Source organism: Salinicola sp. MIT1003, assembly GCF_001858555.1.
GTDB lineage: Bacteria > Pseudomonadota > Gammaproteobacteria > Pseudomonadales > Halomonadaceae > Salinicola > Salinicola salarius.
This window is the reverse complement of sequence record NZ_MCAP01000059.1, coordinates 79,785-104,091: the sequence shown is the minus strand read 5'-3', so window position 1 is coordinate 104,091 and position 24,307 is coordinate 79,785. Positions and strand designations below refer to the sequence as shown.

The window sequence follows — 24,307 nt, the reverse complement described above, 5'->3', positions numbered from 1 at the left end:
AGATGGCTACGGACTCCGTAAAAGACGTCGTTCTGTCACCAGTCTTCAAGAACAACCCGATCGCCCTGCAGGTACTGGGGATCTGTTCTGCGCTGGCGGTGACCAACTCCATGAGCGTATCGCTGGTCATGGGGCTCGCGGTCATTGCCGTGACGGCCTTCTCCAGCATGTTCGTCTCGCTGATCCGCAATCACATTCCGTCGTCGATCCGCATCATCGTGCAGATGACGATCATCGCGTCGCTGGTCATCGTGGTCGATCAGGTGCTGCGTGCCTATGCCTATGACATGTCCAAGCAGCTGTCGGTGTTCGTCGGCCTGATCATCACCAACTGTATCGTCATGGGGCGCGCGGAAGCCTACGCCATGCAGAACGGCCCGGTCATGAGCTTTCTCGACGGCGTCGGCAACGGACTCGGCTATGCCGTCATCCTGCTGATCGTCGGCTTCGTTCGCGAGTTGCTGGGGTCGGGCAGCGTGTTTGGCCTGACCATCCTGCCGACGGTTCAGAACGGTGGCTGGTACGTGCCCAACGGCTTGATGCTGCTGCCGCCTTCGGCATTCTTCGTCATCGGCCTGCTGATCTGGGTGCTGCGTACACTCAATCCGGAGCAGGTCGAGAAGACGGAATACCGTATCGTTGCCAACAGCAAGGCCAAGATCAAGGAGACTGCCAATGTTTGAACACTATCTCAGCCTGTTCGTGAAGGCGGTCTTCGTCGAGAACATGGCCTTGGCATTCTTCCTGGGCATGTGTACGTTCCTGGCCGTCTCCAAGAAGATTTCTTCCGCCATCGGTCTGGGCATCGCCGTCGTCGTCGTCCTGACCATCACGGTGCCGGTCAATAACCTGATTCTCAATTACCTGCTCAAGGCGGGGGCATTGAGCTGGACCGGCCTCGAAGGTGCCGAGAACATCGACCTCAGCTTCCTGGGCCTTTTGAGCTATATCGGCGTCATCGCGGCGATCGTCCAGATCCTCGAGATGTTCCTCGACAAGTTCGTGCCGGCGCTCTACAACGCACTGGGCGTTTTCCTGCCGCTGATCACCGTCAACTGCGCCATCATGGGTGCCTCGCTGTTCATGGTTCAGCGTGACTACACCTTCGGCGAGTCGGTGATCTATGGTGCCGGCGCGGGTGCTGGCTGGGCGCTGGCGATCATGGCGCTCGCGGGTATCCGCGAAAAGCTCAAGTACAGTGATGTGCCCGGCAGTCTGCAGGGACTGGGGATCACGTTCATCACGGCCGGTCTGATGTCGTTGGGCTTCATGTCCTTCTCCGGCATCCAGCTTTGACGCCAGCAAGACCCGTGGCGTCCAGGCAACGACATCAACGCAACAAGGAAATAGGAACCCGACATGGTTGATACATCCATCATCGTGCTCGGCGTCGTCATGTTCACCGTGATCGTGCTGGGGCTGGTGGCGGTCATCCTGGCCGCGCGCAGCCGGCTGGTCAGCAGCGGTGACGTGGCGATCGAGATCAATGGCGACCCTGACAACACCGTGACGACACAGGCCGGGGGCAAGCTGCTTCAGACGCTGGCCGCCAACGGCATCTTTCTGTCGTCGGCCTGCGGCGGCGGCGGCTCCTGCGCGCAGTGCAAGTGCCAGGTGAGCGAAGGCGGCGGCTCCATCCTGCCGACCGAAGAGTCTCACTTCACTCTGCGCGAGAAGAAGGAAGGCTGGCGCCTTTCCTGCCAGGTGCCGGTCAAGCAGGACATGAAGATCCGTGTCCCGGATGAGGTCTTCGGCGTCAAGAAGTGGGAATGCGAGGTCATCGAGAATCCCAACGTCGCGACCTTCATCAAGGAGCTGAACCTGAAGCTGCCGGAAGGCGAAGAAGTGGCCTTCCGTGCCGGTGGCTACGTGCAGTTGGTGGCGCCGCCCTACGACGTGAAGTTCTCCGATTTCGATATCGAGGAGCAGTATCGCGGCGATTGGGAGAACTTCGGGCTGTTCAACCTCACGCACAAGAACGACGAAGAGGTGATTCGCGCCTACTCGATGGCGAACTATCCCGAAGAGAAAGGGATCCTCAAGTTCAACATCCGTATCGCGACGCCGCCCCCGAAATCCAGCCATCCGCCGGGGCTGATGTCGACCTACGTCTTCAGCCTGAAGCCGGGCGACAAGGTGACCGTCATGGGGCCGTTCGGTGAATTCTTCGCCAAGGATACCGACGCGGAGATGGTGTTCATCGGCGGCGGTGCGGGCATGGCGCCGATGCGCAGCCACATCTTCGATCAGCTCAAGCGACTGAAATCCACGCGCAAGATGTCGTTCTGGTACGGCGCACGCTCCTGGCGCGAGACGTTCTATAACGAAGAGTACGATCAGCTGGCCGAAGAGTTCGACAACTTCGAATGGCATCTGGCGCTCTCCGATCCGCAGCCGGAGGACAATTGGGAAGGGCCGACCGGGTTCATTCACAATGTGCTCTACGAGAACTATCTCAAGGATCACCCGGCGCCCGAAGACTGCGAGTACTACATGTGTGGGCCGCCGATGATGAATGCCTCGGTGATCAAGATGCTGACCGATATGGGCGTCGAGCCCGAAAACATCATGCTGGATGATTTCGGCGGATGATCCAACGGCTTGAGCGCCGAGTGACGGGGCCGATCCTTCTGGGGTTGGCCCTGTTGCTATTCGCACTGCTGGCCGGGTGCGAGCGCGAACCTCAATCCTACCGGCTGGAAGGGCCGATTTTCGGCACCGGATTTCACGTGACCTTCTACGGTGACTACGACGACGAACAGCTCGACAGGATCGAGCATTCGGTCAAGGATGCACTGCATCGCGTCGACCGCCTGATGTCGACCTACAAGCCCGATTCCGAGCTGTCACGCTTCAACCAGGCAGCAGTGGGCGAGCCGTTCGAGCTCTCCCCGGAGACGGCCGAAGTGATTCGGGAAGCGATCCGCGTGGGTGACATGTCCAGCGGCGCTTTCGATGTCACGGTCGGATCGGCCGTCAACCTCTGGGGCTTTGGCCCGGATAAGCACCCGGATCGCGTGCCCAGTGACGACGAGATCGCGGCAGCGCTGAAGGAAGTCGATTATCGGGCTCTCCAGCTCGATGGCGATACGCTGACCAAGACCAAGCCGGTCTACGTGGATCTTTCCGGTATTGCCAAAGGCTACGGTGTCGACGCGGTCGCCCGGGCGCTGGACGACCTGGGGGTGAGCCGATACCTGGTCGAGGTGGGCGGCGAAATTCGTACACGAGGCGACAAGCCCGGCGACCAGCCTTGGCGGATCGCGGTGGAAAAGCCGGTCTCGAACGAACGTAGCGTGCAGCGTATCATTGAGCTGGATGATTCGGCAGTGGCGACATCGGGTGACTATCGCAACTATTTCGAAAGCGATGGCAAGCGTTATTCGCACACCATCGATCCGCGGACTGGTCGCCCGATCACCCACCATCTGGTTTCCGTGACAGTGATCACGGCTGACTGCATGACCGCCGACGCCTTGGCGACAGCTATCGATGTGTTGGGCCCAGACGCTGGTTATGCCATGGCCGAGCGTGAAAACCTGGCGGTCTATCTCGTTGTCAAAACGCCGGAAGGCTTCGAAACGCGTGTATCCACGGCGTTTCAAAACTATCTCAAAGATTCGGAAGAGGAGAATCAGTCATGACGATCTGGATTCTGGCCTTCGCCATCATGCTGCTGTTGGTAGGTGGCATGGCGATTGGCGTCATCCTCGGACGCAAGCCCATTGCCGGTTCCTGCGGTGGCCTCAATACCCTCGGTCTCAAGAATGGATGCGAGATCTGCGGCGGCAACGACGAGGTCTGTGAAGAAGAGAGTCGCAAGAATGTCGCTGGTGCGCGCCGGCGCAGCGATGAAAATCGCGGCGCGGATCTGGGCTACAACGCCGTCAAGCGCTGAGTAGCGGCAGTATTGGGTTCGTTTGTCGGTCGCCACGATCCGATCAGGTCGTACCAGCCATCATGTAAGGAGTAGGCGAAGCAAATGGCAGTTCACAACTATGACGTCGTGGTCATCGGCTCGGGGCCCGCAGGCGAGAGTGCCGCGATCAATGCGGCGAAACATGGCAAGCGGGTTGCCATTGTCGAGCGGCAGTCGTCCGTCGGTGGCAACTGCACGCACTGGGGAACGATTCCTTCCAAGGCGCTGCGGCATCAGGTCAAGCAGATCATGCAGTTCAATACCAACCGCATGTTCCGTGATATCGGTGAGCCGCGCTGGTTTTCGTTCCCCAAGGTGCTCGAGCGTTCTCGCGTGACGATCGACCAGCAGGTCGAACTGCGTACCAAGTTTTACTCGCGTAATCGCATCGATCTGTTTTTCGGCGTGGCACGCTTTCGCGACGAACATACCGTCGTCGTGCGGGACAATCATGAAGGTGCGGAAGAGCTCAGCGCTCCTCAATTCGTGATCGCCACCGGATCACGGCCTTATCGTCCGGCCGACGTCAACTTTCGTCACCCGCGCATTTACTGCTCGGACACCATTCTCGGCCTGTCGCATACCCCGCGGACGCTGATCATCTATGGCGCCGGGGTAATCGGCTCGGAGTATGCTTCCATCTTCTCCGGCCTGGGCGTCAAGGTCGATCTTATCGACACCCGCGAGCGCTTGCTCTCCTTCCTCGATGACGAAATCAGCGATGCGCTCTCCTATGAGCTGCGCAACAACGGCGTGCTGATTCGTCACAACGAAGAGTACCGTAGCGTCGAGGGCGACGAGGCCGGCGTGGTGGTCAACCTGGAATCCGGCAAGCGGCTTCGTGCCGACGCCTTCCTCTGGGCCAACGGTCGTACCGGCAATACCGACGATCTGGGTCTCGAGAACATCGGTCTCGAGCCCAACGGCCGCGGTCAGTTGCAGGTCGACGGCCACTACCGCACCCAGATCCCGCACATCTACGCGGTGGGCGACGTGATCGGCTGGCCGAGCCTGGCGAGTGCGGCCTACGATCAGGGGCGTAGCGCCAGCGATGAATTTCTCGGCGAGGATTTCCGCTTCGTCGATGATATTCCCACCGGGATCTACACCATTCCCGAGATCAGTTCCGTGGGCAAGACCGAGCGGGAGCTGACCGAAGCCAAGGTGCCTTACGAGGTCGCCCAGGCCTTTTTCAAGGATACCGCACGCGCGCAGATTACCGGCGACACGGCGGGCATGCTCAAGATCCTGTTCCATCGCGAAACGCTGGAAATCCTGGGGATTCACTGCTTCGGCGACCAGGCCTCCGAGATCGTCCATATCGGCCAGGCGATCATGCAGCAGAAGGGCGAAGCCAATACGCTACGCTACTTCATCAATACCACATTCAATTATCCCACCATGGCTGAAGCCTACCGAATCGCTGCCCAGAACGGTTTGAACCGACTTTTCTGAGTGGCCGGCCTGATCGTCGTTCGCTCCTGAATTGCAGCCTTGTCATCGAGGCTTCGCGAGTCAGGGGCGACGGCGTTTCTGGTGGCTCGTTTCCTGCAGGGTAGGGGAACGCTGACAATCCGCGTTGCGCCACCTGGGGCTGGGTAGCGGTCAGGCTTGCGGATCGTTGCTGCCGCTGTCAGTGTCCTGCTCGCGCTGCTTGTCGAGCGCGATCTGCAGCGCCGGGTTGCGATAGCGGTAGACGCGCAAGCTTTTCAGGAAGACATCGTCCTCCAGTCGCTGATCGGAACGGCGTGCACGGGTTCGCGTTGCTGGCGGCCGTACCGGTGGATCGTTGAGATGTGGCATCTTCAGCGCCGGGTCCGGAATGAACAGCGGCAAGGGCAGGTTCATGGCGCGTCGCATTCGACCATCCGCCAGCGCTTCGCGGAAGAAGAGATTGGCCCGCATCACCGGTGCCTGCTGCTGGATCTGCGCCAGTGGCTCGCCATCTGGTATATCGGCGAGCTTGCGCAGCTGGATCTGAATGTGGGATGCCGACAGGTCCATCTGCTTCAATCTGGCTTCCGCGTCGGCCACGCTCATGCGCTTGATCGAGCGGCCGCTGGTATACCACGCCAGCCTGATCCGCGATAGCGGCGCGTCGGCAATGGGCACCTGACGCCAGCACTGCTTGAGATGGAGGCGGGCGAGCCCTTGGCCACGCAGATGATCATGCAGCACCGGGTGCCGGAAAGGCAGCACAGCCTTGGCCTCGGTGATGAGTCGAGGGGCGGATTGGCGAATGCGTTTCAGCGTTGCGGCGAATCGCGCCTTGCCGAGGTTGACCGTCTGGACGGCTTCCATGATCGCCGGCGTTGCGACGACCACACCAATGTAATTGCGCGTTTCGCGGCCGTCCTGTCCGTCCTGATACCAGAAGTCGGTCAGTGCGCGGCGTAGCCATTGCGCATCGACCGTCGTCTCGCCCAATGCCCAGGCGGGTGTCGGATTGTTGGCATAGAGCGTTGCCAGCTGTTCGACCGCCTCGATCAGACGATCGAAATCGGATTCCAGCTCGGCCAGCAAGCGATACTGCAGTTCCATGGAGCGTCTCCTGAAGACAGATATCGATTTATACCGTTATCTTTCTTGGTGCGTCTACCCATTGGCGATGTTTTCTTTCGCAAGCAAGGAAAAGAAGGGGCATGCAGAGAGAAGGTCGTCCAGAAAGAACGTCATTAGAGAGGACGAGCATTTAGAGGGAATGATCGTCTAGAAAATCGACCATCTTGCGCCGCTGCCATCGCCGGAACGATGGCAGCAGCGACGAACGCTATCAGCGATCGCGATAGCGGCGGGTCAGGTCGCCATAGGCGTCGATCCGTCGGTCACGCAGGTAGGGCCAGATGCGGCGAACATCTTCGCTGCGAAGCAGGTCGACCTCCACCAGCAGGTTCTGGCTTTCCTCGCCACCGTGAGCCAGCAGCTCGCCCTGGGGGCCGCAGACGAAACTGCCGCCCCAGAAGTCGATGCCTTTGCCGACGCCGGAGAGATCGGGCTCGTGGCCGACCCGGTTGGCGACAATGACCGGCAAGCCGTTGGCGACGCCATGCGAGCGCTGGATCAGGGTCCAGGCATCCTTCTGGCGCTGCTTTTCCGCCGTGTCGTCGGAAGGCGTCCAGCCGATGGCGGTGGGGTAAAGCAGAAGATCCGCGCCTGCCAATGCCATCAATCGAGCCGCTTCCGGATACCACTGATCCCAGCAGACCAGCACGCCGAGGCGGCCGACGGAGGTGTCGATCGGCTCGAAACCCTGCTTGGCGTCTTCGTCGCCAGGCGTGAAGTAGAACTTCTCGTAGAAGCCGGGATCGTCGGGGATGTGCATCTTGCGATAATGACCGACGCGGCCCCGGGCGCGGTCCAGCACGATGGCGGTGTTGTGGTAGAGCCCCGCGGCGCGGCGTTCGAAGATCGAGCCGACGATGACGATATCCAGCTCGCGGGCCAGGGTCGCGAGCCGTTGGCCGGTCGGGCCATCCAGGGGCTCGGCCAGGTCGAACAGTTCGGTATCTTCGCACTGGCAGAAGTAGTGCGTCGCGTGCAGTTCCTGCAGCAGTACCAGTTCGGCACCTTGGGCGGCGAGCTCGCGGATACCGGCTTCGCTCGCTTCGAGACTGCGCTGCTTGTCTGGCCAGGCTTGCTGCTGGACCAGGCCGACCTTTAGCGTTCTGGACATGATCTCTCCTTAACCTGTATTTCGAACCGGCTCTTTGACTCGGCTTCTCGCCTCAGGTTTCCACTCAGCCCAAGGATAGCGAGGGATCGAGCGATCCGCGCGGCAACTGCATGGTCAGGCAGTGAAGGCTGCCATGCTGACGGATGACGGCGCGACAGTCGATCGGTATCACGTCGCGGCCGGGGAAGGCGCCGTCGATGACCTTGAGTGCCTGGAAATCCGCGGCATCGCCATAGGTCGGAACCAGGACGGCGCCGTTGATGATCAGGAAGTTGGCGTACGTTGCCGGCAAGCGGTGGCCGTCGTCCGGATCGAAGCAGGGCTTGGGCCAGGGGAGTGCCAGCAGGCGATAGGGCGAGCCGTCCTCGCGGCGGAGCGCCTTGAGTTCGTTCTCCATCGCCGCCAAGGCCTCGTAATGCGGATCCCGGGGATCGTCGCAACGCACGTAGGCGATCGTCGCCGGGTCGCAGAAGCGCGCCAGGGTGTCGATATGGCTATCGGTATCGTCGCCTTCGAGATGCCCGTTCTCGAGCCATAGCACGCGGGAGACGCCGAGCTGCTCGCCCAGGCAGGTCTCGATGGCGTCGCGGTCGAGGTCCGGGTTGCGATTGGGATTGAGCAGGCAGGCGCTGGTGGTGAGTAGCGTGCCCTCGCCATCGGTGTCGATGCCGCCGCCTTCGAGTACCAGCGTCTGCGATTCGACCGGTGCCGCGAATACCTGTCGGGATGCCAGCGCCCGAGTCAAGGCATCGTCCCGTTCGGCGGCGAACTTGCCACCCCAGCCGGTGAAGACGTAATCGAGCAACGTCAGGCGACCATCGCGTTCGACGGCGATCGGGCCGTGATCCCGGGCCCAGGTGTCGTCGCTCGGAGCCTCCACGAGATGCCAGCGCCGGGCGTCGATGCCCAGCGCGGTGAAACGCGCCGCCAGGCGTTCGCGCTGAGGCTCGTCGTGCACGACGACCAGCACCGGCTGATAGCGAGTGATGGCTACGACCATCGCTTCCAGCGTTGCCTCGATATGCTCGAGCAACGGTGCCCAATCGCTGGTCGGGGTCGGCCAGGTCAGTTGAATGGCATCCTGGGGGTGCCACTCGGGGAACAGACGCAGGGTCATGGTGTCTCCATTGCGCATAAGGGCCGATGTGCGTCAGAGCCGATGTAGAGGACGCGGCATTGTAGAGCCTGATCGCGGCGATGCAAGCAGGAGTCGCGCGTCGTCTCGACGCGGCGACGACGGCGCTCGCTACCGCTTTCCGGTGAGCGCCAGTGTAGCGTGGGCGACGCCGCTGGCAAGCCGAAGGTCGCCCGACAAACTGGCGTTTTCGGGAACCGACAAAACCCGTAACATGAGCCGCTGCTGACAAGGAATCCAACCTGATGCTCGACCGTTTACCCTTTCTGGTGGGCCTGAGATACGTCCGGGCCAAACGACGTAACCACTTCATTTCCTTCATATCGCTCACCTCGATGCTTGGCCTGGCCCTGGGGGTCGCTGTCCTTATCCTGGTGCTGTCGGTCATGAACGGCTTCGATCACGAACTGCGTACCCGCGTACTCGGCATGGTGCCGCATACCCGCATCGAACAGCAGGGCGGCATGCAGGACTGGAAAGCGCTGGCCGAGAAGGTCGACCAGCATCGGAATGTCGTCGCCTCGGCCCCCTACGTGCAGCAGCAGGGCATGTTCTCGGCCAGCGGACGCACCCAGGGCGCCATGGTCACCGGGGTTCAGCCGGAATACGAGCGTGACGTCTCGATCATCGATCAGCACATGCAGACCGGCTCGCTCGACGATCTCTCGGCCGGCAGCTGGCATGTCGTGCTCGGCTCGCTGCTGGCGCGCAATCTCGGGGTCGGCGTGGGTGACCGGGTGACGCTGCTGGTGCCGGAGGCATCGATCACACCGGGTGGCGTGTTTCCGCGTCTGAAGCGCTTCACCGTCAGCGGGATCTTCAAGGTCGGTGCCGACCTGGATGCCAATCTCGCCTATGCCAATATCGAGGACATGCAGACACTCGCCCGCCTCGGCGACAAGGTCGATGGATTGCGTCTGGAGCTGGATGACCTGTTCAAGGCCGGGCCGGTGACACGGGACATCGTCTCGAATCTGGGTGCCGGTTATCGAGGCATGGACTGGACCTATACCCATGGCAACCTGTTCCAGGCGATCCAGATGGAGAAGCACATGATCGGTCTGTTGCTGATGGTGATCGTCGCGGTGGCGGCGTTCAACATCGTCTCGACGCTGGTCATGGTGGTTACCGACAAGCATGCGGACATCGCCATCCTGCGCACCATCGGCGCCAAGCCGAAGTCGATCATGGGAATCTTCGTCGTGCAGGGGCTGGCGATCGGCATCATCGGTATCGTGATCGGGGTGATTGCCGGCGTGATCCTGGCGCTGACGGTGTCCGACATCATTGCCTGGTTCCAGGCCGTCACCGGTATCCAGTTCCTCGATCCCAACGTCTATTTCATTAGCTACCTGCCGTCGCGGCTCGAGATGAGCGACCTGGGCGTGATCGTCTCCAGCGCTTTCGGACTGACCTTCCTGTCGACGCTCTATCCGGCCTGGCGAGCGGCACGTATCCAGCCGGCAGAGGTACTGCGTTATGAGTGAAGCCAATTTCCGGTCATCGTCTGCCAGCGGAGGCAACATCATGCTCGACTGCCGCCAACTCACGCGAACCTACAGCGAAGGCCCGCAGGATCTCACCGTGCTGGATCACCTGGACCTGCAGGTAAGAGCCGGAGAGAGAGTGGCCGTCGTCGGGAGTTCCGGCTCCGGTAAGACCACGCTGCTCAACTTGCTGGGCGGCCTGGATCGGCCCAATGGAGGCGAGGTCGTCATCGGCGGGCAATCGCTGGCGGGGCTGAATGAGTCGGCGCTGGGCAGCTTTCGTAACCGTTATATCGGTTTCGTCTATCAGTTCCACCATCTGCTGGCGGAGTTCACCGCGGCGGAAAACGTCGCTCTGCCGCTGATCATTCGCGGGCAGAGCCGGAAGGTCGCCGTGGAGAAGGCCCAGAAGCTGCTGGACCGGGTCGGCATGGCGCCACGTGGTGCCCACAAGCCCGGTGAACTGTCGGGCGGGGAGCGCCAGCGCGTGGCCATCGCCAGGGCGCTGGTCACCGATCCCAGTCTGGTATTGATGGACGAGCCGACGGGAAATCTGGATCAGACTACCGCGGCCAACATCCTCGCGATGATGGACGAGCTGGCGGCGACCACCGACTGTGCGTTCGTGGTGGTGACCCACGACATGTCGCTGGCGGCGCACCAGGATCGCACCATGCGTCTGGACAAAGGCCGACTGACCGCCGTATGAGCTGACGCAGCGAGTTGTCGCATGGCCTAAAGCTGACGCCGCTCTGGACGATCAACAGTCCAGGGCGGCGTTTTTTTGCGTCAGTGCGAAATCGCCAGAGGGGCCGGAGGCCGAAACGGTCGGAAACGACAGTCGAGCCGGCCGTCGGTTGGGGCAGTCGGGTCAGTCGATGGCGAGTTTAATGTTGTTGCCGGCGCTGGCGGCGTTTCGCGCGTCGCCGCCAGCTGCGGTAGATCTGGAAGCGCCAGATGAGCCGTACCAGAACGTTGCTGACGAGGGCCAGCACCAGGCCAACGAGCACCGAGCCGACCGCCAGCGGCAGAACGATGTGCGCCATCTGTTCGGCGATCCACATCGTGGTGATGTGATCCGGCACCTTGCGGGCCGGGTAGTCCAGCACCCATGCCCCCACGCGGTAGTTGAAATAGAAGACTACCGGCATCGTCAGCGGATTGGTCAGCCAGACCAGGCTGACGGATAGCGGCAGGTTGCCGCGAAAGCAGTAGGCGCCAAAGGCGGCCAGCAGCATCTGGCACGGGATCGGCAGCATGGCGGCGAACAGGCCGACCATGCAGGCGTTGGCAACGCTATGACGAGATAGCACCCACATCGCCGGATCGCCCAGCATATGGTGCATGAAACGCAAAGAGCGAGTGCGCTGCAGCCTCTCCTGGCTGGGAATGTAGCGTTGTAACCATCGACGAGACATGAGGCCGCTCGCTGAACGAAGAAGGCCCATTATCCATACAACTTCAAGGCCCCGCCATGTTAAGTCCGCTTATCGGGAATGCCGACGTTGATAGCGACTGATGCCGCGAGTCGGGTCGCCGTGCTGGCGAGACGCCCCGGCTGGGCGATGCCACTGGCACTGGCGGCGCTAGCCGGCTCGTTCGTCGGGTATCGAAGCGGGGGTGGGGAGTCGCTGTTCGGAATCCTGTCTGTCACGACCGCCGCCTCGCTGCTGGCGGTTGCGCTGTGGCGACGCTCGCTGTGGGGCGCGCTGACGGTTCTGGCTTTCCTGAGCTGCGCGCATCAGGTTGGCCAGCAGCGTGCGGGAGAATTTCCGGCATCGCTCGCCGGCCACGACTTCAGGCTGACGGGCCGAATCCATGCGCTGGATGTCGATCCGCGTCGGACGCGCTTTCGCTTCGAGGTGGATTCCTGTCGCCCCAGGGCTTCCGGCGACGTCTGTCCTGCCAGCACCCAACTGCGGCTGTCCTGGTATAACGCGCCTGCGCTCCACGAGGGAGAGCGCTGGCAACTGACCGCCCGTCTGCGTCAGCCGCTGGGATTCGCCAATCCGGATACCTTCGATTACGGCGGTTGGCTCTGGCGCGAAGGGATACAGGCGCTGGGTTACGTCCGCGACGACTCGCCGAAGCGGATGGCCACTGCTCTTTTTTCTCTACGGCAGGCCGCCCTGGATCGACTGGACGACGCCGACATCTCGCCGCTGGGCAAACGCTGGCTGGCGGCCTTGACGCTGGGCGCCGGCGAGCGTCTCGACGACGGTGACTGGGACTTGCTGAACGCGACCGGCACGACCCACCTGATGGTCATCTCGGGGCTCCACATCGGTCTCGTGGCAGCGCTCTGCCTGTGGCTGTTGAGGCGCGTGGCGCGTCGGGTGCAGCCGTTGTCCTGGCGGATGACATCCTGGCCGTGGCTGGGAGCCGGGCTGGCGGCCTTCGCCTACGCGGGATTGGCGGGCTTCGAGCCACCGGCGGTACGGGCAGCGATCATGGCTGCAATCGGCCTGTGGGCGGCGAGCGGTCGTCATGCGCCCGGCTGGTGGCAGGCCTGGTGGCTGGCGCTGGGGCTCGTGGTGGTTGCCGACCCGCTGGCGCCGTGGCGTCCCGGGCTCTGGCTGTCGTTCGCGGCGGTTGCCGTGTTGATCCTCGCCTGGTCGGGCCGGCCCCGACCTTCGGGAGGGCGGGGGTGGTGTCTCGCGCTGCTGCGCAGTCAGTGGCTGCTGGCCCCGATCATGGCAGCGGCGGTATTGCTCGCCTTCGGACGGTTGTCGCCGCTGGCGCCGTTGATCAACCTGGTCGCGGTTCCGCTCGTGAGCAGCCTGATGGTGCCGCTGGGATTCGTCGGCTGGCTGTTCGCGATCTGGCCGACGTTGGCCGGTTGGGCCTGGTGGCCCTTCGATCAGTTGGCCAATGGGTTGGCTGGTGTCCTCGCGCAGGCCGCCGACAGTCTGCCGCTCTGGACGCCAAGCCCCTGGTGGCGCTGGCCGACCGCTGTCGCGCTGCTGCTGTGGGGGCTGCTCTGGCTGCTGCCGGGCGTGACACGACTGACGCGAGCGTGGGCCTGCCCGTCGCTGCTGGTTCTGGTGCTGCTGCTTCGGCCGCCCAGCCTGGACCGGGGGGAATTGGTCATCACGGTCTATGATGTCGGGCAGGGGCAACTGGTCGAACTTCAGACACGTGACCGACGCGTGCTGGTCGACACCGGGCCGCGCTTCGGATCGGGCTTCATGCCGGCCAGCCTGCTGTGGCCCGCCGGGCAGCGATTCGACGATGTCATCGTCACGCATAGCGACACCGACCATTCGGGCGGTATCGCCGCGCTGCGCCAGGATCATCGGGTCGAGCGCTGGTGGGCGCCCCGCGGCAACGATCTGCAGTTGCCATCGCGGCCTTGCGAGGCAGGCGGCGGCTGGCGGGACGAAGGCGTCTCCTGGCGGTTCCTGTCCCCGCCTGTCGGCGATATTGCCGCGAATGCCAATGACCGTTCCTGCGTATTGCTGGTCACTCAGGGCAAGCGCCATGTTCTGATTACCGGTGATGCCGGGGTGAATCGGGAGCGCGAGTTCGTCGAGACACTCGCGAGCGGGCCGCTCGAACATCGCCGGCTCGACGTGCTGGTGGCCGGTCATCACGGCAGTGCCACCAGTTCGTCCCAGGCGCTGGTGGCGGCGACGCGGCCCGCCGAGGTCATCTTCAGCAGCGGCCGCGGCAACCCGTTCGGTCACCCGGCGCCCTCTGTCGTCCAGCGGTTCATCGACGCCGGCAGCCGGGTCTGGAATACTGCCTATGATGGCGCTGTCCGGGTCACGCTGACCCCGTCCACGCGGGACGTTCACGCACAGCGTCATCCCGGTTGGGAGCGTCGGCTGGCTGTCGATGGCGGGGATGTTGGGGTAGAATCCAGCCCCTGAAAGCGCCCGCGCTGCACGATGACGAGCCGGCATCGATACCGCTTGCTCGACGCCTCGCCCGCGCGGCAGGCGCAGCGCCGGGAGCCAGACCCTTTTCCAGTCGAACGGAGTTACCGTGTCACAAGCTTCCAGTCTGGCGCTCTATCGACGTCTCCTAGAATACGTCCGCGTGGAATGGCGTTCCTTCGCCCTCGCCGTGGTCGGCTATGCCATCTATGCCGCCTCGAGCACGGCACTGGCGGAGATGATGAAGCGGCTGATCGACGGGATTCAGCAGCCGGATGCCGCCTTTCGCTACTTTCTGCCACTGTTCGTGATCGGCATGTTCGCGGCTCGCGGCATCGGTACCTTCCTGGGCACCTACTTCATGAGCAACGTGGCGCGTAACGTGGTGCACAAATTGCGCTGCAACGTCTTCAACCACATGCTGCACCTGCCCGGTCGCTTCTTCGACATGCACTCCAGCGGTCATCTCATTTCGCGAGTGACCTATCACGTCGAGCAGGTGACGGGGGCGGCCACCAACGCGATCACGATCATCCTGCGGGAAGGCCTGTTCGTGATCGGTCTGATCGGCTATCTGTTCTGGACCAACTGGTTGCTGACGCTGATTTTCATGGGCGTCACGCCGCTGATCGGGCTCGTGGTGCGCTACACCAGCAAGCGTTTCCGCAAGATCTCGCGGCGCATCCAGAATTCCATGGGTGACGTGACGCACGTCGCCTCCGAGGCGCTGACCGGTTATCGGGTGGTGCGCACACACGGGGCGGAAGAGTACGAGAAACGCCGCTTCGAAGCCGCGAGCAACTACAACCGTGAGCAGAGCATCAAGGAGGCGATGACCAAGGCGACCAGCACGCCGGTCATTCAGCTGCTGGTGGCGCTGGCGCTGGCGGGGCTCGTGTGGCTGGCGATGGCGCCGGAGCTGATGAATGCGATGACGCCCGGGGAGTTCGTCGCCTTCATCACCGCCGCGTCCCTGATGGCCAAGCCCATCCGGTCGCTGACCGACGTCAACAGCATCATCCAGAAAGGGCTCTCGGCCTCGCAGGAGCTCTTTGGTCTGCTGAGTCGGCCGACCGAGAAGGACGAGGGCGAGTACCTGCCGACTCGCCTGGAAGGGCGCGTACGTTTCGAAGGCGTGCGGTTTGCCTATGACGAAGATCAGCCGGAAGTGCTCAAGGGCATCGATCTGGACGTGCCCGCAGGCCAGATGGTCGCGATCGTGGGGCGTTCGGGAAGCGGCAAGTCGACCCTGATGGGATTGCTGCCGCGGTTCTACCAACCAACCGCCGGACGCATTCTGATCGACGATATCGATATCCAGGAGTACCAGCTGTCGCCGCTGCGCCAGCAGATCGGGCTGGTCTCCCAGCAGGTGACGTTGTTCAACACCACGATCGCCGACAACATCGCCTACGGCGTGCCCGATGCCAGTCGCGAGCAGGTCGAATCCGCGGCGCGGGCCGCCTACGCGCACGAGTTCATCGAACAACTGCCGAAAGGGTACGACACGCTGGTCGGCGACAACGGGGTCATGCTTTCCGGTGGCCAGCGCCAGCGTCTGGCGATCGCGCGAGCCATCTTCAAGGATGCGCCGGTACTGATTCTGGACGAGGCGACCTCGGCGCTGGATACCGAATCCGAGCGCTACATCCAGCGGGCGCTGGAAGTCGTCTGTCGTGACCGCACCACGTTTGTCATCGCCCACCGCCTGTCGACCATCGAGCGCGCCGATCGCATTGCGGTGATGGATCAGGGCAATCTCATCGAGAGCGGCACCCACGCCGAGCTGCTGGAAAAGGGTGGCGCCTACGCCTCCCTTTACCAGCTGCAGTTCCAGGAGGAGGCGTGACGCCGATCGAGCGCGCCTGGTATCGCGGATCGCGATGGCTGACGCTGCTGGCGCCGCTGGAAGCGCTTTACCGACAGATCGTCGTGCGTCGCCAAGAGGCCTACCGCGAAGGTCGTCGCGAGGTCTGGCAGCCGCCGGTCCCGGTGGTCGTCGTGGGCAATCTGTCGGTGGGTGGCACCGGCAAATCGCCGCTGGTTGCCTGGCTGGTGCGCTGGCTGACGGACAATGGCTGGCGGCCGGGCATCGTCTCTCGGGGGTACGGCGGCAAGGCCCCATCCTATCCGCTGGCGGTGACGAGCCAGACGCCCGTGGCGCTGAGCGGTGACGAACCGTTGATGCTGGCACAGCAGACCGGCGCGCCGCTGGCCGTCGATCCCGATCGGCCGCGGGCGGCACGCTGGCTCACCGAACATTCCCGTTGCAACATTCTGATCGCCGACGACGGTCTGCAGCACTACGCCCTGGGGCGATCGCTGGAACTGGTCGTCGTCGACGGCGTGCGAGGATTCGGCAATCGCCACTGCCTGCCGCGAGGCCCCTTGCGGGAACCGTTGCAGCGCCTGGCCGACGCCGACGCGCTGATCGGCAACGGCGGTACGGCATCGCTTGCCAGCACCGACGGTGAAGGCGTCCCGCGCTTTTCGATGACCCTCGTGCCGACGGCGTGGCGCCACCTGATCAGCGGCGAGCGCTACTCGGTCGAGCAGCCGCCGTTCGGGCTCGATCGCCCCGTTGCGGCACTGGCGGGAATCGGGCATCCGCAACGATTCTTCGACACGCTCGAGGCGCTGGGCGTGCCTCATGAAGGGATCGCGTTCGGCGATCATCATCAGTTTTCCGTCGCCGATTTGCCCGCTGCCCCGAGAGTCGTGGTCATGACCGCGAAGGATGCGGTCAAATGTACCGGCTTCGCCGACGACCGTTGCTGGGTGCTGGATGTCGAGGCAGCACCCGAACCGGCCTTCGCCGAGTGGTGGGCCGAGCGAGTCGAGGGTTGGGCGCGATCCTAGGTGCTGTCTGAAAAGTCGACGAGCGAAGGCCAGGCAAGGCAAAAATCGGCGAAAGCGCGGAGTTTGCGGGGTGTAAATGAGCATTTTGACCGGGCTGGCGCTCCAGCCGATTTTTAACGCCGCATGGGCGCGCGCAGTACTTTTCAGACAGTGCCTAGATATCCTCTCTTCTCTGCCATGTAAGCCTCACTGGCATGGAAGTCCTTCTTGAATGGAAGCCCCTCTGGCATGGAAGTCCTTCTTGAATGAAAGCCCCTCTGGCATGCAGGCGTCGATGGCGCGATCATGGTCGCAGATTTCCGCGGGTCGTTTTCGTCTGGCTCGTGGTGGCGTACACAGGCATCGTTGATAAGGAAGAATCATGGATAAGGAATTGATGGCAATGCTGATCTGTCCGGTCAGCCACAGTGAACTGACCTACGATCGCGAGCGTCAGGAGCTCAAGAGTTCGGTCAGCGGGCTGGCCTATCCGATTCGGGATGGGATCCCGGTGATGCTGGAAAACGAAGCCCGTGTGATGTCGACCGAGGAGAAGCTCGGCAAGGCAGCGCCGGCACCATGAATGATTTCGTGGTGGTGATTCCGGCTCGGTATGGGTCCAGCCGCCTCCCGGGCAAGCCGCTGATGGACATCGATGGCTTGCCCATGGTCCAGCACGTGTGGATGAGAGCCAATGACAGCGGCGCCTCGCGCGTCGTGATCGCGACCGACGATGCCCGCATCGAGCAGGCCGCCCGGGCATTCGGCGCCGAGGTGGTGATGACTCGCGATGATCACCCTTCGGGCACCGATCGGCTGGCCGAAGTGGCCGCCAGGCTGCAATTGCCTGACGAGACCATTGTCGTCAACGTGCAGGGTGACGAGCCGCTGCTGCCGGCCAGCGCGATCGACCGTGTCGCCGCGCGGCTCGCGGCGGACGGCCGGGCGTCAGTATCGACGCTGGCCGAGCCGATCCATGACGTGGATACGCTGTTCAACCCGAACGTGGTCAAGGTCGTCACCGACCTGACGGGGCGGGCGCTCTATTTCTCGAGGGCGCCGATTCCCTGGGATCGCAACGCCTGGAAGACGCAGCCGCCGACGCTGCTGGAGACGGATGCCTGGTTGCGCCATATCGGTCTCTACGCCTATCGCGCCGGATTCCTGGCCGAGTATGTCAATTGGCAGCCGGCACCGCTGGAGCAGCTCGAACAGCTCGAACAGTTGAGAGCGCTGCAGCACGGTCATCTCATTCAGGTGGCAACGGTCACGTCGTCGCTGCCTGGCGGTGTCGACACGCTGGAGGACCTGGAGCGCGTGCGTCAGCATTTTGCGCGACTAAGTGACGAGAAGCGGAGCGAGGCATGAGCGATTCGCGTCCCGAATGGCGAATCCTGTTCGTCTGCATGGGCAATATCTGCCGTTCGCCGACGGCCGAAGGCATGCTGAGGAAGCGACTGGAAGATGAAGGTATCGCTGACCGCGTGGCGGTGGACTCCTGTGGTACCGGCGCCTGGCACGTGGGCCAGCCGCCGGACCCGCGCGCGCTCCGGGCCGCCACCGACCGGGGCATCGACCTTCGTGAATTGCGCGGGCGCCAGCTGACCGCCGAGGACTTCGAGCGGTTCGACGAGGTCCTGGTGATGGACAGCGACAATCTCGAGGGCGCGCTCGCGCTGCAGCCGGCTGGCAGCCGGGCTCGCGTATCGCGCTTGCTGCATTACGCCGGGCAGCCCGATGAGGATGTGCCGGACCCCTATTTCGGCGGCGAAGCCGGGTTTCAGCAGGTATTGGACCAATTGGAAGACGCCGTGGAAGGGCTCGTGGCATCGTTGCGTCAGCGGCTGGGTATCCTCTGATGCGGGAAGCCGAGGTTGACGGTCTGGAGGTCGATCATGATCTCTCCGATGCCAATACGCTGGCGTTACCCAGCCGGGCAGCGCGTTTCTGGCGCGCCCGGACCGAAGGTGAGGTCGTGCAGGGGCTGCAATTGGCCAACGAGCATGGGTGGGAGATGACGGTGCTGGGCGGCGGCAGCAATGTGCTGTTGCCACGCCGTATCGAGGGGCTCACGCTGCGTGCGGATCTCGAAGACGTGTCGTTCGCGTCGGGTCGCGGCGATGCGGTTCATGTCGAAGTCGGTGCCGGGGTCGGCTGGCACGCGCTGGTCGAATCCTGTGTCGAGCGCGAGCTATGGGGAATCGAGAATCTTGCCTTGATTCCCGGATTGGCCGGCGCTGCGCCGATCCAGAATATCGGCGCGTATGGTGTCGAGATCGCCGACGTGCTGGATTGGGTCGAGCTCGTGGACCGGCGGGACGGCAGGCGGCATCGCCTGGATCGCGAGGCTTGCGAGCTGGGCTATCGCGATAGTGTGTTCAAGCGCGAGCTGGCGAATCAGGTCGTCATTACCCGGCTTGGTCTGACGCTCTCCTCGCGTCCCGCGCCCAAGCTCGATTACGGGGCGCTGAGTGAGCATGTGACCGCGCCTGCAAGCGCGCGGGATGTCTTCACGGCCGTCTGCGCCATACGTCGTGAGAAGCTGCCCGATCCTGCACGTACGCCCAATGCCGGCAGCTTTTTCAAGAACCCGTTCGTCTCCGAGGCCCAGGCGTCTCGCCTGCTGTCACGGATGCCGTCGATGCCGCACTATCCGCAGCCGGATGGGCGGGTGAAGCTGGCCGCAGGTTGGCTGATCGATCAGTGTGGACTGAAAGGGTACCGGCAAGGCAGTTTTGGCGTTCATGATCGCCAGGCCTTGGTGCTGGTCCACTTCGGCGGCGGGACGCTGGAAGGGCTATTGGCCTTTGCCGACCAGATCGTTGAGGTCGTTCATGCCCGGTTCGAGGTGGCGCTGGAGCGCGAGCCGCGCTGGGTCGGGGAGCGCTCGGCCGGGTAGCGAGCGTGATGACAGAGCAAAATGGCCGAGAGAGGTAACGCCCTCGAGACAAGCCGCTAGTCTCCCGAGACAGACGCTGGCAAGCGGCCAAGAAAAAGCCCAGACAATATTGTCTGGGCTTTTCGCTTTCTACGGCAGCTGTCGTGACCGATCAGCTATCGTTCTGGCCGGACTCGCGACGACGCTTTTCACGCGGGTCGTTATGGGCCCGACGACGACGTGGCCGACGTGGCTCGCTGCTGCCTTCTTCGCCGGAAGCGTCGGCACTCGGCGTCTTGGCTGCCGACGCAGACTCGCTGGATTCAGCGTTGTCGGGTGTCGCATCTGCCGCTTGGTGGTCGCCGGCTTCGACCTGGCTGGATGCCGTGTCCGGTGTCGCCGGCTCGGGTGCTGCGGCGCTGGCGGTCTCGGAAGCCGGTGCCTGCTCCTGGGCCTTGGATGAAGTCGACACAACAGACGACAGCACGGTCGTGCCTGCAACCGGCGTTGCTGGCGCTTCCTGGGCCTTTTCTACGCCAGCTTCGCGCTCGGCCGCTGACTTCGCCTTCGCAACCGGCTCGTTCGTCTCGCCAGGAATTATGCCTGCAGCGGCCGCCGCCGGTACGTCGGCGTTCGATATGCTGCCAGCGGCCGAGGATGCCGCCTTTTCCGGCTGCGGCGTACGATCACGCTTCTGACGAGACGATTCTTCGCGAGATTGCGCCGGCTTGGGCTCGGCTGGCGTCTCCGACGAAGAGGATTCGCTCGCTTGTGCCGCCGTTGCCTCCTGGCGGGGACCTTCGGGTTTGGCGTCGTCAGCGGTCATCCTGGTCGCGACATCGGGCTTACCGTCGCTTGGCGGCGTGGCAGGCGCTTCCGCGGGACGCTCGGCGGATTCCGCCGTCGTCTCGGCAACATCGGCGGCTGCGCTCGTCGGCTGGCTGGCGGTCGGGGTGGCGTCCGCCTTGCCGGCGTCTGCTTCCTGCCGCTGGGCAGTCTTGCTCGGCGCCGTGTCGGTCTGGTCAGCCTGGGGCTTCTCGGCGGCCAGTGGCTTTTCGGCAGCTACCGGCTTCCCGGCCGGCTGCTCAACAGGCTTCGTATCCGCATTCGTATCTGCCTTGGGAGCCGCGGGCGTGGCCGTGGGCTTGTCGTCCTGTACCGACGGCTGCGGTGCCGTGGAGGCCTTGGTCTCGACGTTCGTCTTCGCCTCGTCGGTCGCCTTGGCTTCACCGGTTGCCTTGGGCTCAGCAGCCGTCTTTGCCTCGCCGGCCGTCTTGGCTTCGGCTGCCTTGGCTTCGGCTGCCTTGGCCTTGGCTTCGACCGAGTCGTCGGCTGCGGTCGGTGTCGCTGCCTCGGCCGCGCTGGTATCCGTCGGCGCCTCGGCTTGCAGACGCTGCTGCTCTTCGACCGCCGCCGGATTCAGCGCATGCTTGCGCGAGCGATTGCGCGGATTGTTGCGCGTGCGCTTCGGCTTGCTGTCGACGGCTTCCGTCGCGGCGGCTGGTGCCGTCTCGCGGGTCTCGGTGCGCGAAGGCTTGACGTCGCTGGACGGCTTGCTGCTGTCGGGCTTCGAGGTGTCGTTACGCCGATCGTTAGCTGTTTTATCGGCTTTTTCGGCCTTGTCGGCTTTTTCGACCTTGTCGCTACTGCGGTTATCCGGCCGGCTCTCCTGCCGATTATCCTGGCGCGGCTGACGAGGCTGGCCCTGACGGTCGTCCTGGCTGCGGCGCCGGCGGTTATTGCCTTGCCGATTGCCGTTGTCGTTGCGACCGTTGCCGTCATTCCGGGAGCTGCTGTCGCTACGAGCGTTGTCGGCGGTTTTGGCATTGCCGTCGTTGCGCTTGGCGCCGCCGTCACGATCGTTCTTCTGGGAAGGCGAGCGCGACGGGCGTGAATTGCTCGCGCCGTTGCTGCCGCTGGCGCCGCCACGGGGCGTGCTCGTCGATTGGCCGCCGCTATTGGCGCTTTGGCCTCGCTGGCTGGCTGTGCCATTCGGCTTCGAAACTTCTTCGTCGGCACGGTGACGTCCGAACAGACCACGGAAGAGCTGCAGCAGGCCGCCGGAACTCTGACCCTGCTGAGAAGTCGCGGTGGACGGCGTCGGCGCACTGGGTGCACTCGGTACTTCCGGGGCCTTCTCCGGCTCCTGGTGGAGCGAGTCCGGGGCAGGTGCGGTGTGCTGAACGGTCTGCACGGCGGCCTGAGTGCGCTGAATCGGCTTGGCGAGCGTCGTCTCCGGCTCCTTGAGCAGTTCGCTGTCGACGGAAAGTTCGAAGCTCGACTTGGTGTCGTCGCCGTCTTCGGAAACGTGATCATCGCGGAAACGCTGGACTTCGTAGTGCGGCGTATCCATTTCCGGATTCGGCAACAGCAGAACCTTGACGCCCTGGCGGCGCTCGATGTCGGAGAGCACGTTGCGCTTCTCGTTGAGCAGATAGGTCGCCACGGGTACCGGCAGGATGGCGCGAATCTGGGCGCTGCGCTCCTTCATTGCCTCTTCTTCGATCAGGCGCAGGATCGACAGTGCAATGGAACGTACGTCGCGGATGGTGCCCTGACCATCACAGCGGGGGCAGACGACGCCGCTGGTCTCGCCGAGAGAAGGGCGCAGACGCTGGCGCGACATTTCCATCAGGCCGAAGCGCGAGATGCGGCCGATCTGGACGCGTGCGCGGTCGAGCTTGAGTGCATCACGCACGCGATTCTCGACTTCGCGCTGATTGCGCGCGGGCGACATGTCGATGAAGTCGATGACGACCAGACCGCCGATATCCCGTAGACGCAGCTGGCGGGCGATCTCGTCGGACGCTTCCAGGTTGGTCTGCAGGGCGGTCTCTTCGATATCGGCGCCGCGGGTGGCGCGTGCCGAGTTGATGTCGATGGAAACCAGCGCTTCGGTGTGATCGATGACGACCGAGCCACCGGAGGGCAGTTTGACTTCGCGCTGATAGGCCGTCTCGATCTGGGATTCGATCTGGAAGCGCGAGAACAGCGGTACGTCGTCGGTGTAGAACTTGATCTTTTGCTGGTAGGACGGCATGACCTGGCGAATGAAGCTGAGGGCTTCTTCATGCACGTCCTTGCTGTCGATCAGCACCTCGCCGATATCCTGGCGCAGGTAGTCGCGCATGGCGCGAATGATGACGTTCGACTCGCGGTAGATCAGGAAGGGGGCCGGCCGCTTGACCGCTTCGGTCGTGATGGCGTCCCACACTTGCGCCAGGTAGTCGAGGTCCCACTGCAGCTCTTCCGGCGAGCGGCCGATACCCGCAGTGCGCACGATGACGCCCATCTTGTCGGGAAGCGTCAGTTGGCCCATGGCCTCCTTGAGCTGGCTGCGCTCTTCACCCTCGATACGACGAGAGATGCCGCCGGCGCGAGGATTGTTGGGCATCAGGACCAGAAAGCGGCCGGCCAGGCTGACGAAGGTCGTCAGCGCCGCGCCCTTGTTGCCGCGTTCTTCCTTGTCGACCTGGACGATGACTTCCTGGCCTTCCTTCAGGACTTCCTTGATGTTCGGCCGGCCTGACGGCTCCTTGGAGAAGTACTCGCGAGAGATCTCCTTGAGCGGCAGGAAACCGTGACGTTCCGCGCCGAAGTCGACGAAGGCCGCTTCCAGGCTGGGTTCGACGCGAGTGATCTTGCCTCGATAGATGTTGGCTTTCTTCTGCTCCCGGGCACCGGATTCGATGTCCAGGTCGTAAAGGCGTTGTCCATCGACGAGTGCGACGCGCAGCTCTTCGGGCTGTGTCGCGTTGATGAGCATTCTTTTCATACGGTCTCGCTAATTGAGCGTGCCGGTGGAAGGCGTGCTGCAATCGGCGACGACGAACCGCTAGCGGTCGTGCTGTGCTCGCGCACATGGGTGGAGCGACCCGGCAGGGCAAACAAGCGCGGCGTGTGTCAGAACGGGTTCAACGTGCAACACGTGCGAAACCCGCGTCAGGGACTCGAGGAGGAGGTCCGAAAATCGCTTGTCACGTGGCACGAAATGCCCATTGATGCGAGTTCGAGTCGACGCTCGTCGAGCCCAGTAACGTGCCTGCTCATTGCCATTACATCTTTGCTGTCGTTACCTGCTTTTATCGGGTGCTACACGAACATGGGTCGAGTACGAAACGGTGGCAGGACATGTCACGGTGCGCTTTTTCGTTGGCGCATCCGGTCCTGCAGACTGCCGTCTATATCACTTGGCATTGTTCGGTTCGGCGACGCCTTCCACTGGTACCTGTGGATTTTCCCGCGAGTCTGGCGAGCTGAGACTGTCAGTCGCGCCGTCGAGTCGAGGGTCTGGCGTTCCAAACGTGTTTTGATCATTCCAGCAGCCGTGAGCGGTAGGCTTCGTTAACTCTCTGGAAGATCGAGACATTTTTTCACTTCGGCCAGCGTATCCAGTGGCTGGCGCCTGAATGGGCAGAGCCCACCGAGTGAGCTCGCAATATAACAGTAATGCCGAGGCAGCGGCAATTGAGCTCGCGCTGCCGGTGCGGTGCGTTAGA

Annotated in this window: 20 protein-coding genes; 15 read left to right on the top strand and 5 right to left on the bottom strand. The window is 63.2% G+C overall.

The genetic code is table 11. The features are described 5' to 3' along the window. The first annotated feature begins 2 nt into the window (after positions 1 to 2). The 6 genes from BC443_RS17145 (at position 3) to sthA (ending at position 5,374) form a co-directional block, all read left to right on the top strand. Positions 3 to 683 (top strand): NADH:ubiquinone reductase (Na(+)-transporting) subunit D, encoded by a 681-nt coding sequence (locus BC443_RS17145; RefSeq protein WP_071233101.1) that lies wholly within the window; start codon positions 3 to 5, stop codon positions 681 to 683. After that, a complete protein-coding gene (nqrE, locus tag BC443_RS17140) occupies positions 676 to 1,296 on the top strand; it encodes an NADH:ubiquinone reductase (Na(+)-transporting) subunit E (protein ID WP_071233099.1) in 621 nt (206 codons plus the stop codon). The genes BC443_RS17145 and nqrE overlap by 8 nt, the downstream gene beginning before the upstream one ends. Positions 1,297 to 1,359: 63 nt before the next feature. Beyond that, entirely contained in the window at positions 1,360 to 2,592 is a 1,233-nt protein-coding gene (gene nqrF / locus BC443_RS17135; protein ID WP_071233097.1) for an NADH:ubiquinone reductase (Na(+)-transporting) subunit F, read from the top strand. After that, entirely contained in the window at positions 2,589 to 3,644 is a 1,056-nt protein-coding gene (locus tag BC443_RS17130) for an FAD:protein FMN transferase (protein ID WP_071233095.1), read from the top strand. Before nqrF ends, BC443_RS17130 begins: the two co-directional genes overlap by 4 nt. Continuing rightward, positions 3,641 to 3,898 carry a (Na+)-NQR maturation NqrM gene (nqrM, locus tag BC443_RS17125; RefSeq protein ID WP_071233093.1) on the top strand — a complete coding sequence of 86 codons (258 nt, stop codon included), beginning with the start codon at positions 3,641 to 3,643 and terminating at the stop codon, positions 3,896 to 3,898. The genes BC443_RS17130 and nqrM overlap by 4 nt, the downstream gene beginning before the upstream one ends. Positions 3,899 to 3,982: 84 nt before the next feature. Then, entirely contained in the window at positions 3,983 to 5,374 is a 1,392-nt protein-coding gene (gene sthA, locus BC443_RS17120) for a Si-specific NAD(P)(+) transhydrogenase (RefSeq protein ID WP_071233091.1), read from the top strand. Between the two features lie 150 nt (positions 5,375 to 5,524). On the opposite strand, the gene BC443_RS17115 is transcribed toward sthA, so the two are convergent. From BC443_RS17115 to BC443_RS17105, 3 genes are all read right to left on the bottom strand, one after another. After that, a complete protein-coding gene (locus BC443_RS17115) occupies positions 5,525 to 6,460 on the bottom strand; it encodes a DNA replication terminus site-binding protein (RefSeq protein ID WP_071233089.1) in 936 nt (311 codons plus the stop codon). A gap of 232 nt (positions 6,461 to 6,692) precedes the next feature. After that, the gene (locus BC443_RS17110) at positions 6,693 to 7,592 is read right to left on the bottom strand and encodes a carbon-nitrogen hydrolase (protein WP_071233087.1); all 900 of its coding nucleotides are present in this window, start codon (positions 7,590 to 7,592) and stop codon (positions 6,693 to 6,695) included. A 64-nt stretch (positions 7,593 to 7,656) separates the two neighbouring features. Next, positions 7,657 to 8,709, bottom strand: a complete 1,053-nt coding sequence (locus BC443_RS17105; RefSeq protein WP_071233085.1) for an agmatine deiminase family protein — start codon at positions 8,707 to 8,709, stop codon at positions 7,657 to 7,659. A gap of 263 nt (positions 8,710 to 8,972) precedes the next feature. On the opposite strand from BC443_RS17105, the gene BC443_RS17100 reads away from it, so the two are divergent. Both BC443_RS17100 and BC443_RS17095 read left to right on the top strand, forming a co-directional pair. Further along, the gene (locus BC443_RS17100) at positions 8,973 to 10,214 is read left to right on the top strand and encodes a lipoprotein-releasing ABC transporter permease subunit (RefSeq protein ID WP_071233084.1); all 1,242 of its coding nucleotides are present in this window, start codon (positions 8,973 to 8,975) and stop codon (positions 10,212 to 10,214) included. After that, the gene (locus tag BC443_RS17095; RefSeq protein ID WP_071233082.1) at positions 10,207 to 10,923 is read left to right on the top strand and encodes an ATP-binding cassette domain-containing protein; all 717 of its coding nucleotides are present in this window, start codon (positions 10,207 to 10,209) and stop codon (positions 10,921 to 10,923) included. Before BC443_RS17100 ends, BC443_RS17095 begins: the two co-directional genes overlap by 8 nt. A gap of 178 nt (positions 10,924 to 11,101) precedes the next feature. Here BC443_RS17095 and BC443_RS17090 read toward each other — a convergent pair whose 3' ends face one another. Next, on the bottom strand, positions 11,102 to 11,632 hold the full coding sequence (locus tag BC443_RS17090) for a DUF2062 domain-containing protein (RefSeq protein ID WP_071233080.1): 531 nt from the start codon (positions 11,630 to 11,632) through the stop codon (positions 11,102 to 11,104). An 87-nt stretch (positions 11,633 to 11,719) separates the two neighbouring features. Here BC443_RS17090 and BC443_RS17085 point away from each other — a divergent pair, with 87 nt between their 5' ends. From BC443_RS17085 to murB, 7 genes are all read left to right on the top strand, one after another. After that, positions 11,720 to 14,086, top strand: a complete 2,367-nt coding sequence (locus BC443_RS17085; RefSeq protein WP_247643322.1) for a DNA internalization-related competence protein ComEC/Rec2 — start codon at positions 11,720 to 11,722, stop codon at positions 14,084 to 14,086. Between the two features lie 115 nt (positions 14,087 to 14,201). Further along, a complete protein-coding gene (msbA, locus tag BC443_RS17080) occupies positions 14,202 to 15,941 on the top strand; it encodes a lipid A export permease/ATP-binding protein MsbA (RefSeq protein WP_071233077.1) in 1,740 nt (579 codons plus the stop codon). After that, complete coding sequence (gene lpxK / locus BC443_RS17075; RefSeq protein ID WP_071233075.1) at positions 15,938 to 16,951, top strand: tetraacyldisaccharide 4'-kinase; 1,014 nt, start codon at positions 15,938 to 15,940, stop codon at positions 16,949 to 16,951. The genes msbA and lpxK overlap by 4 nt, the downstream gene beginning before the upstream one ends. A 361-nt stretch (positions 16,952 to 17,312) precedes the next feature. Continuing rightward, the gene (locus tag BC443_RS17070; RefSeq protein ID WP_170835899.1) at positions 17,313 to 17,513 is read left to right on the top strand and encodes a Trm112 family protein; all 201 of its coding nucleotides are present in this window, start codon (positions 17,313 to 17,315) and stop codon (positions 17,511 to 17,513) included. Continuing rightward, the gene (gene kdsB, locus BC443_RS17065) at positions 17,510 to 18,298 is read left to right on the top strand and encodes a 3-deoxy-manno-octulosonate cytidylyltransferase (protein ID WP_071233071.1); all 789 of its coding nucleotides are present in this window, start codon (positions 17,510 to 17,512) and stop codon (positions 18,296 to 18,298) included. Before BC443_RS17070 ends, kdsB begins: the two co-directional genes overlap by 4 nt. Next, the gene (locus tag BC443_RS17060; RefSeq protein WP_071233069.1) at positions 18,295 to 18,789 is read left to right on the top strand and encodes a low molecular weight protein-tyrosine-phosphatase; all 495 of its coding nucleotides are present in this window, start codon (positions 18,295 to 18,297) and stop codon (positions 18,787 to 18,789) included. The genes kdsB and BC443_RS17060 overlap by 4 nt, the downstream gene beginning before the upstream one ends. Next, positions 18,789 to 19,829: a UDP-N-acetylmuramate dehydrogenase gene (murB, locus tag BC443_RS17055; protein ID WP_071233068.1), complete on the top strand. Its 1,041-nt coding sequence runs from the start codon at positions 18,789 to 18,791 to the stop codon at positions 19,827 to 19,829. The genes BC443_RS17060 and murB overlap by 1 nt, the downstream gene beginning before the upstream one ends. A 151-nt stretch (positions 19,830 to 19,980) precedes the next feature. On the opposite strand, the gene rne is transcribed toward murB, so the two are convergent. Then, entirely contained in the window at positions 19,981 to 23,583 is a 3,603-nt protein-coding gene (gene rne, locus BC443_RS17050) for a ribonuclease E (RefSeq protein ID WP_071233067.1), read from the bottom strand. Positions 23,584 to 24,307 lie beyond the last annotated feature (724 nt).

Bases quoted from the DNA above. Each gene is read 5' to 3' on its own strand.
- BC443_RS17100 (WP_071233084.1), top strand. From the start codon at position 8,973: ATGCTCGACCGTTTACCCTTTCTGGTGGGCCTGAGATACGTCCGGGCC.
- BC443_RS17105 (WP_071233085.1), bottom strand. From the start codon at position 8,709: ATGACCCTGCGTCTGTTCCCCGAGTGGCACCCCCAGGATGCCATTCAA.
- BC443_RS17090 (WP_071233080.1), bottom strand. From the start codon at position 11,632: ATGTCTCGTCGATGGTTACAACGCTACATTCCCAGCCAGGAGAGGCTG.
- nqrF (WP_071233097.1), top strand. From the start codon at position 1,360: ATGGTTGATACATCCATCATCGTGCTCGGCGTCGTCATGTTCACCGTG.
- nqrM (WP_071233093.1), top strand. From the start codon at position 3,641: ATGACGATCTGGATTCTGGCCTTCGCCATCATGCTGCTGTTGGTAGGT.
- BC443_RS17060 (WP_071233069.1), top strand. From the start codon at position 18,295: ATGAGCGATTCGCGTCCCGAATGGCGAATCCTGTTCGTCTGCATGGGC.
- sthA (WP_071233091.1), top strand. From the start codon at position 3,983: ATGGCAGTTCACAACTATGACGTCGTGGTCATCGGCTCGGGGCCCGCA.
- BC443_RS17115 (WP_071233089.1), bottom strand. From the start codon at position 6,460: ATGGAACTGCAGTATCGCTTGCTGGCCGAGCTGGAATCCGATTTCGAT.
- BC443_RS17095 (WP_071233082.1), top strand. From the start codon at position 10,207: ATGAGTGAAGCCAATTTCCGGTCATCGTCTGCCAGCGGAGGCAACATC.
- rne (WP_071233067.1), bottom strand. From the start codon at position 23,583: ATGAAAAGAATGCTCATCAACGCGACACAGCCCGAAGAGCTGCGCGTC.
- BC443_RS17070 (WP_170835899.1), top strand. From the start codon at position 17,313: ATGGATAAGGAATTGATGGCAATGCTGATCTGTCCGGTCAGCCACAGT.
- BC443_RS17145 (WP_071233101.1), top strand. From the start codon at position 3: ATGGCTACGGACTCCGTAAAAGACGTCGTTCTGTCACCAGTCTTCAAG.
- BC443_RS17110 (WP_071233087.1), bottom strand. From the start codon at position 7,592: ATGTCCAGAACGCTAAAGGTCGGCCTGGTCCAGCAGCAAGCCTGGCCA.
- murB (WP_071233068.1), top strand. From the start codon at position 18,789: ATGCGGGAAGCCGAGGTTGACGGTCTGGAGGTCGATCATGATCTCTCC.
- kdsB (WP_071233071.1), top strand. From the start codon at position 17,510: ATGAATGATTTCGTGGTGGTGATTCCGGCTCGGTATGGGTCCAGCCGC.
- nqrE (WP_071233099.1), top strand. From the start codon at position 676: ATGTTTGAACACTATCTCAGCCTGTTCGTGAAGGCGGTCTTCGTCGAG.
- BC443_RS17130 (WP_071233095.1), top strand. From the start codon at position 2,589: ATGATCCAACGGCTTGAGCGCCGAGTGACGGGGCCGATCCTTCTGGGG.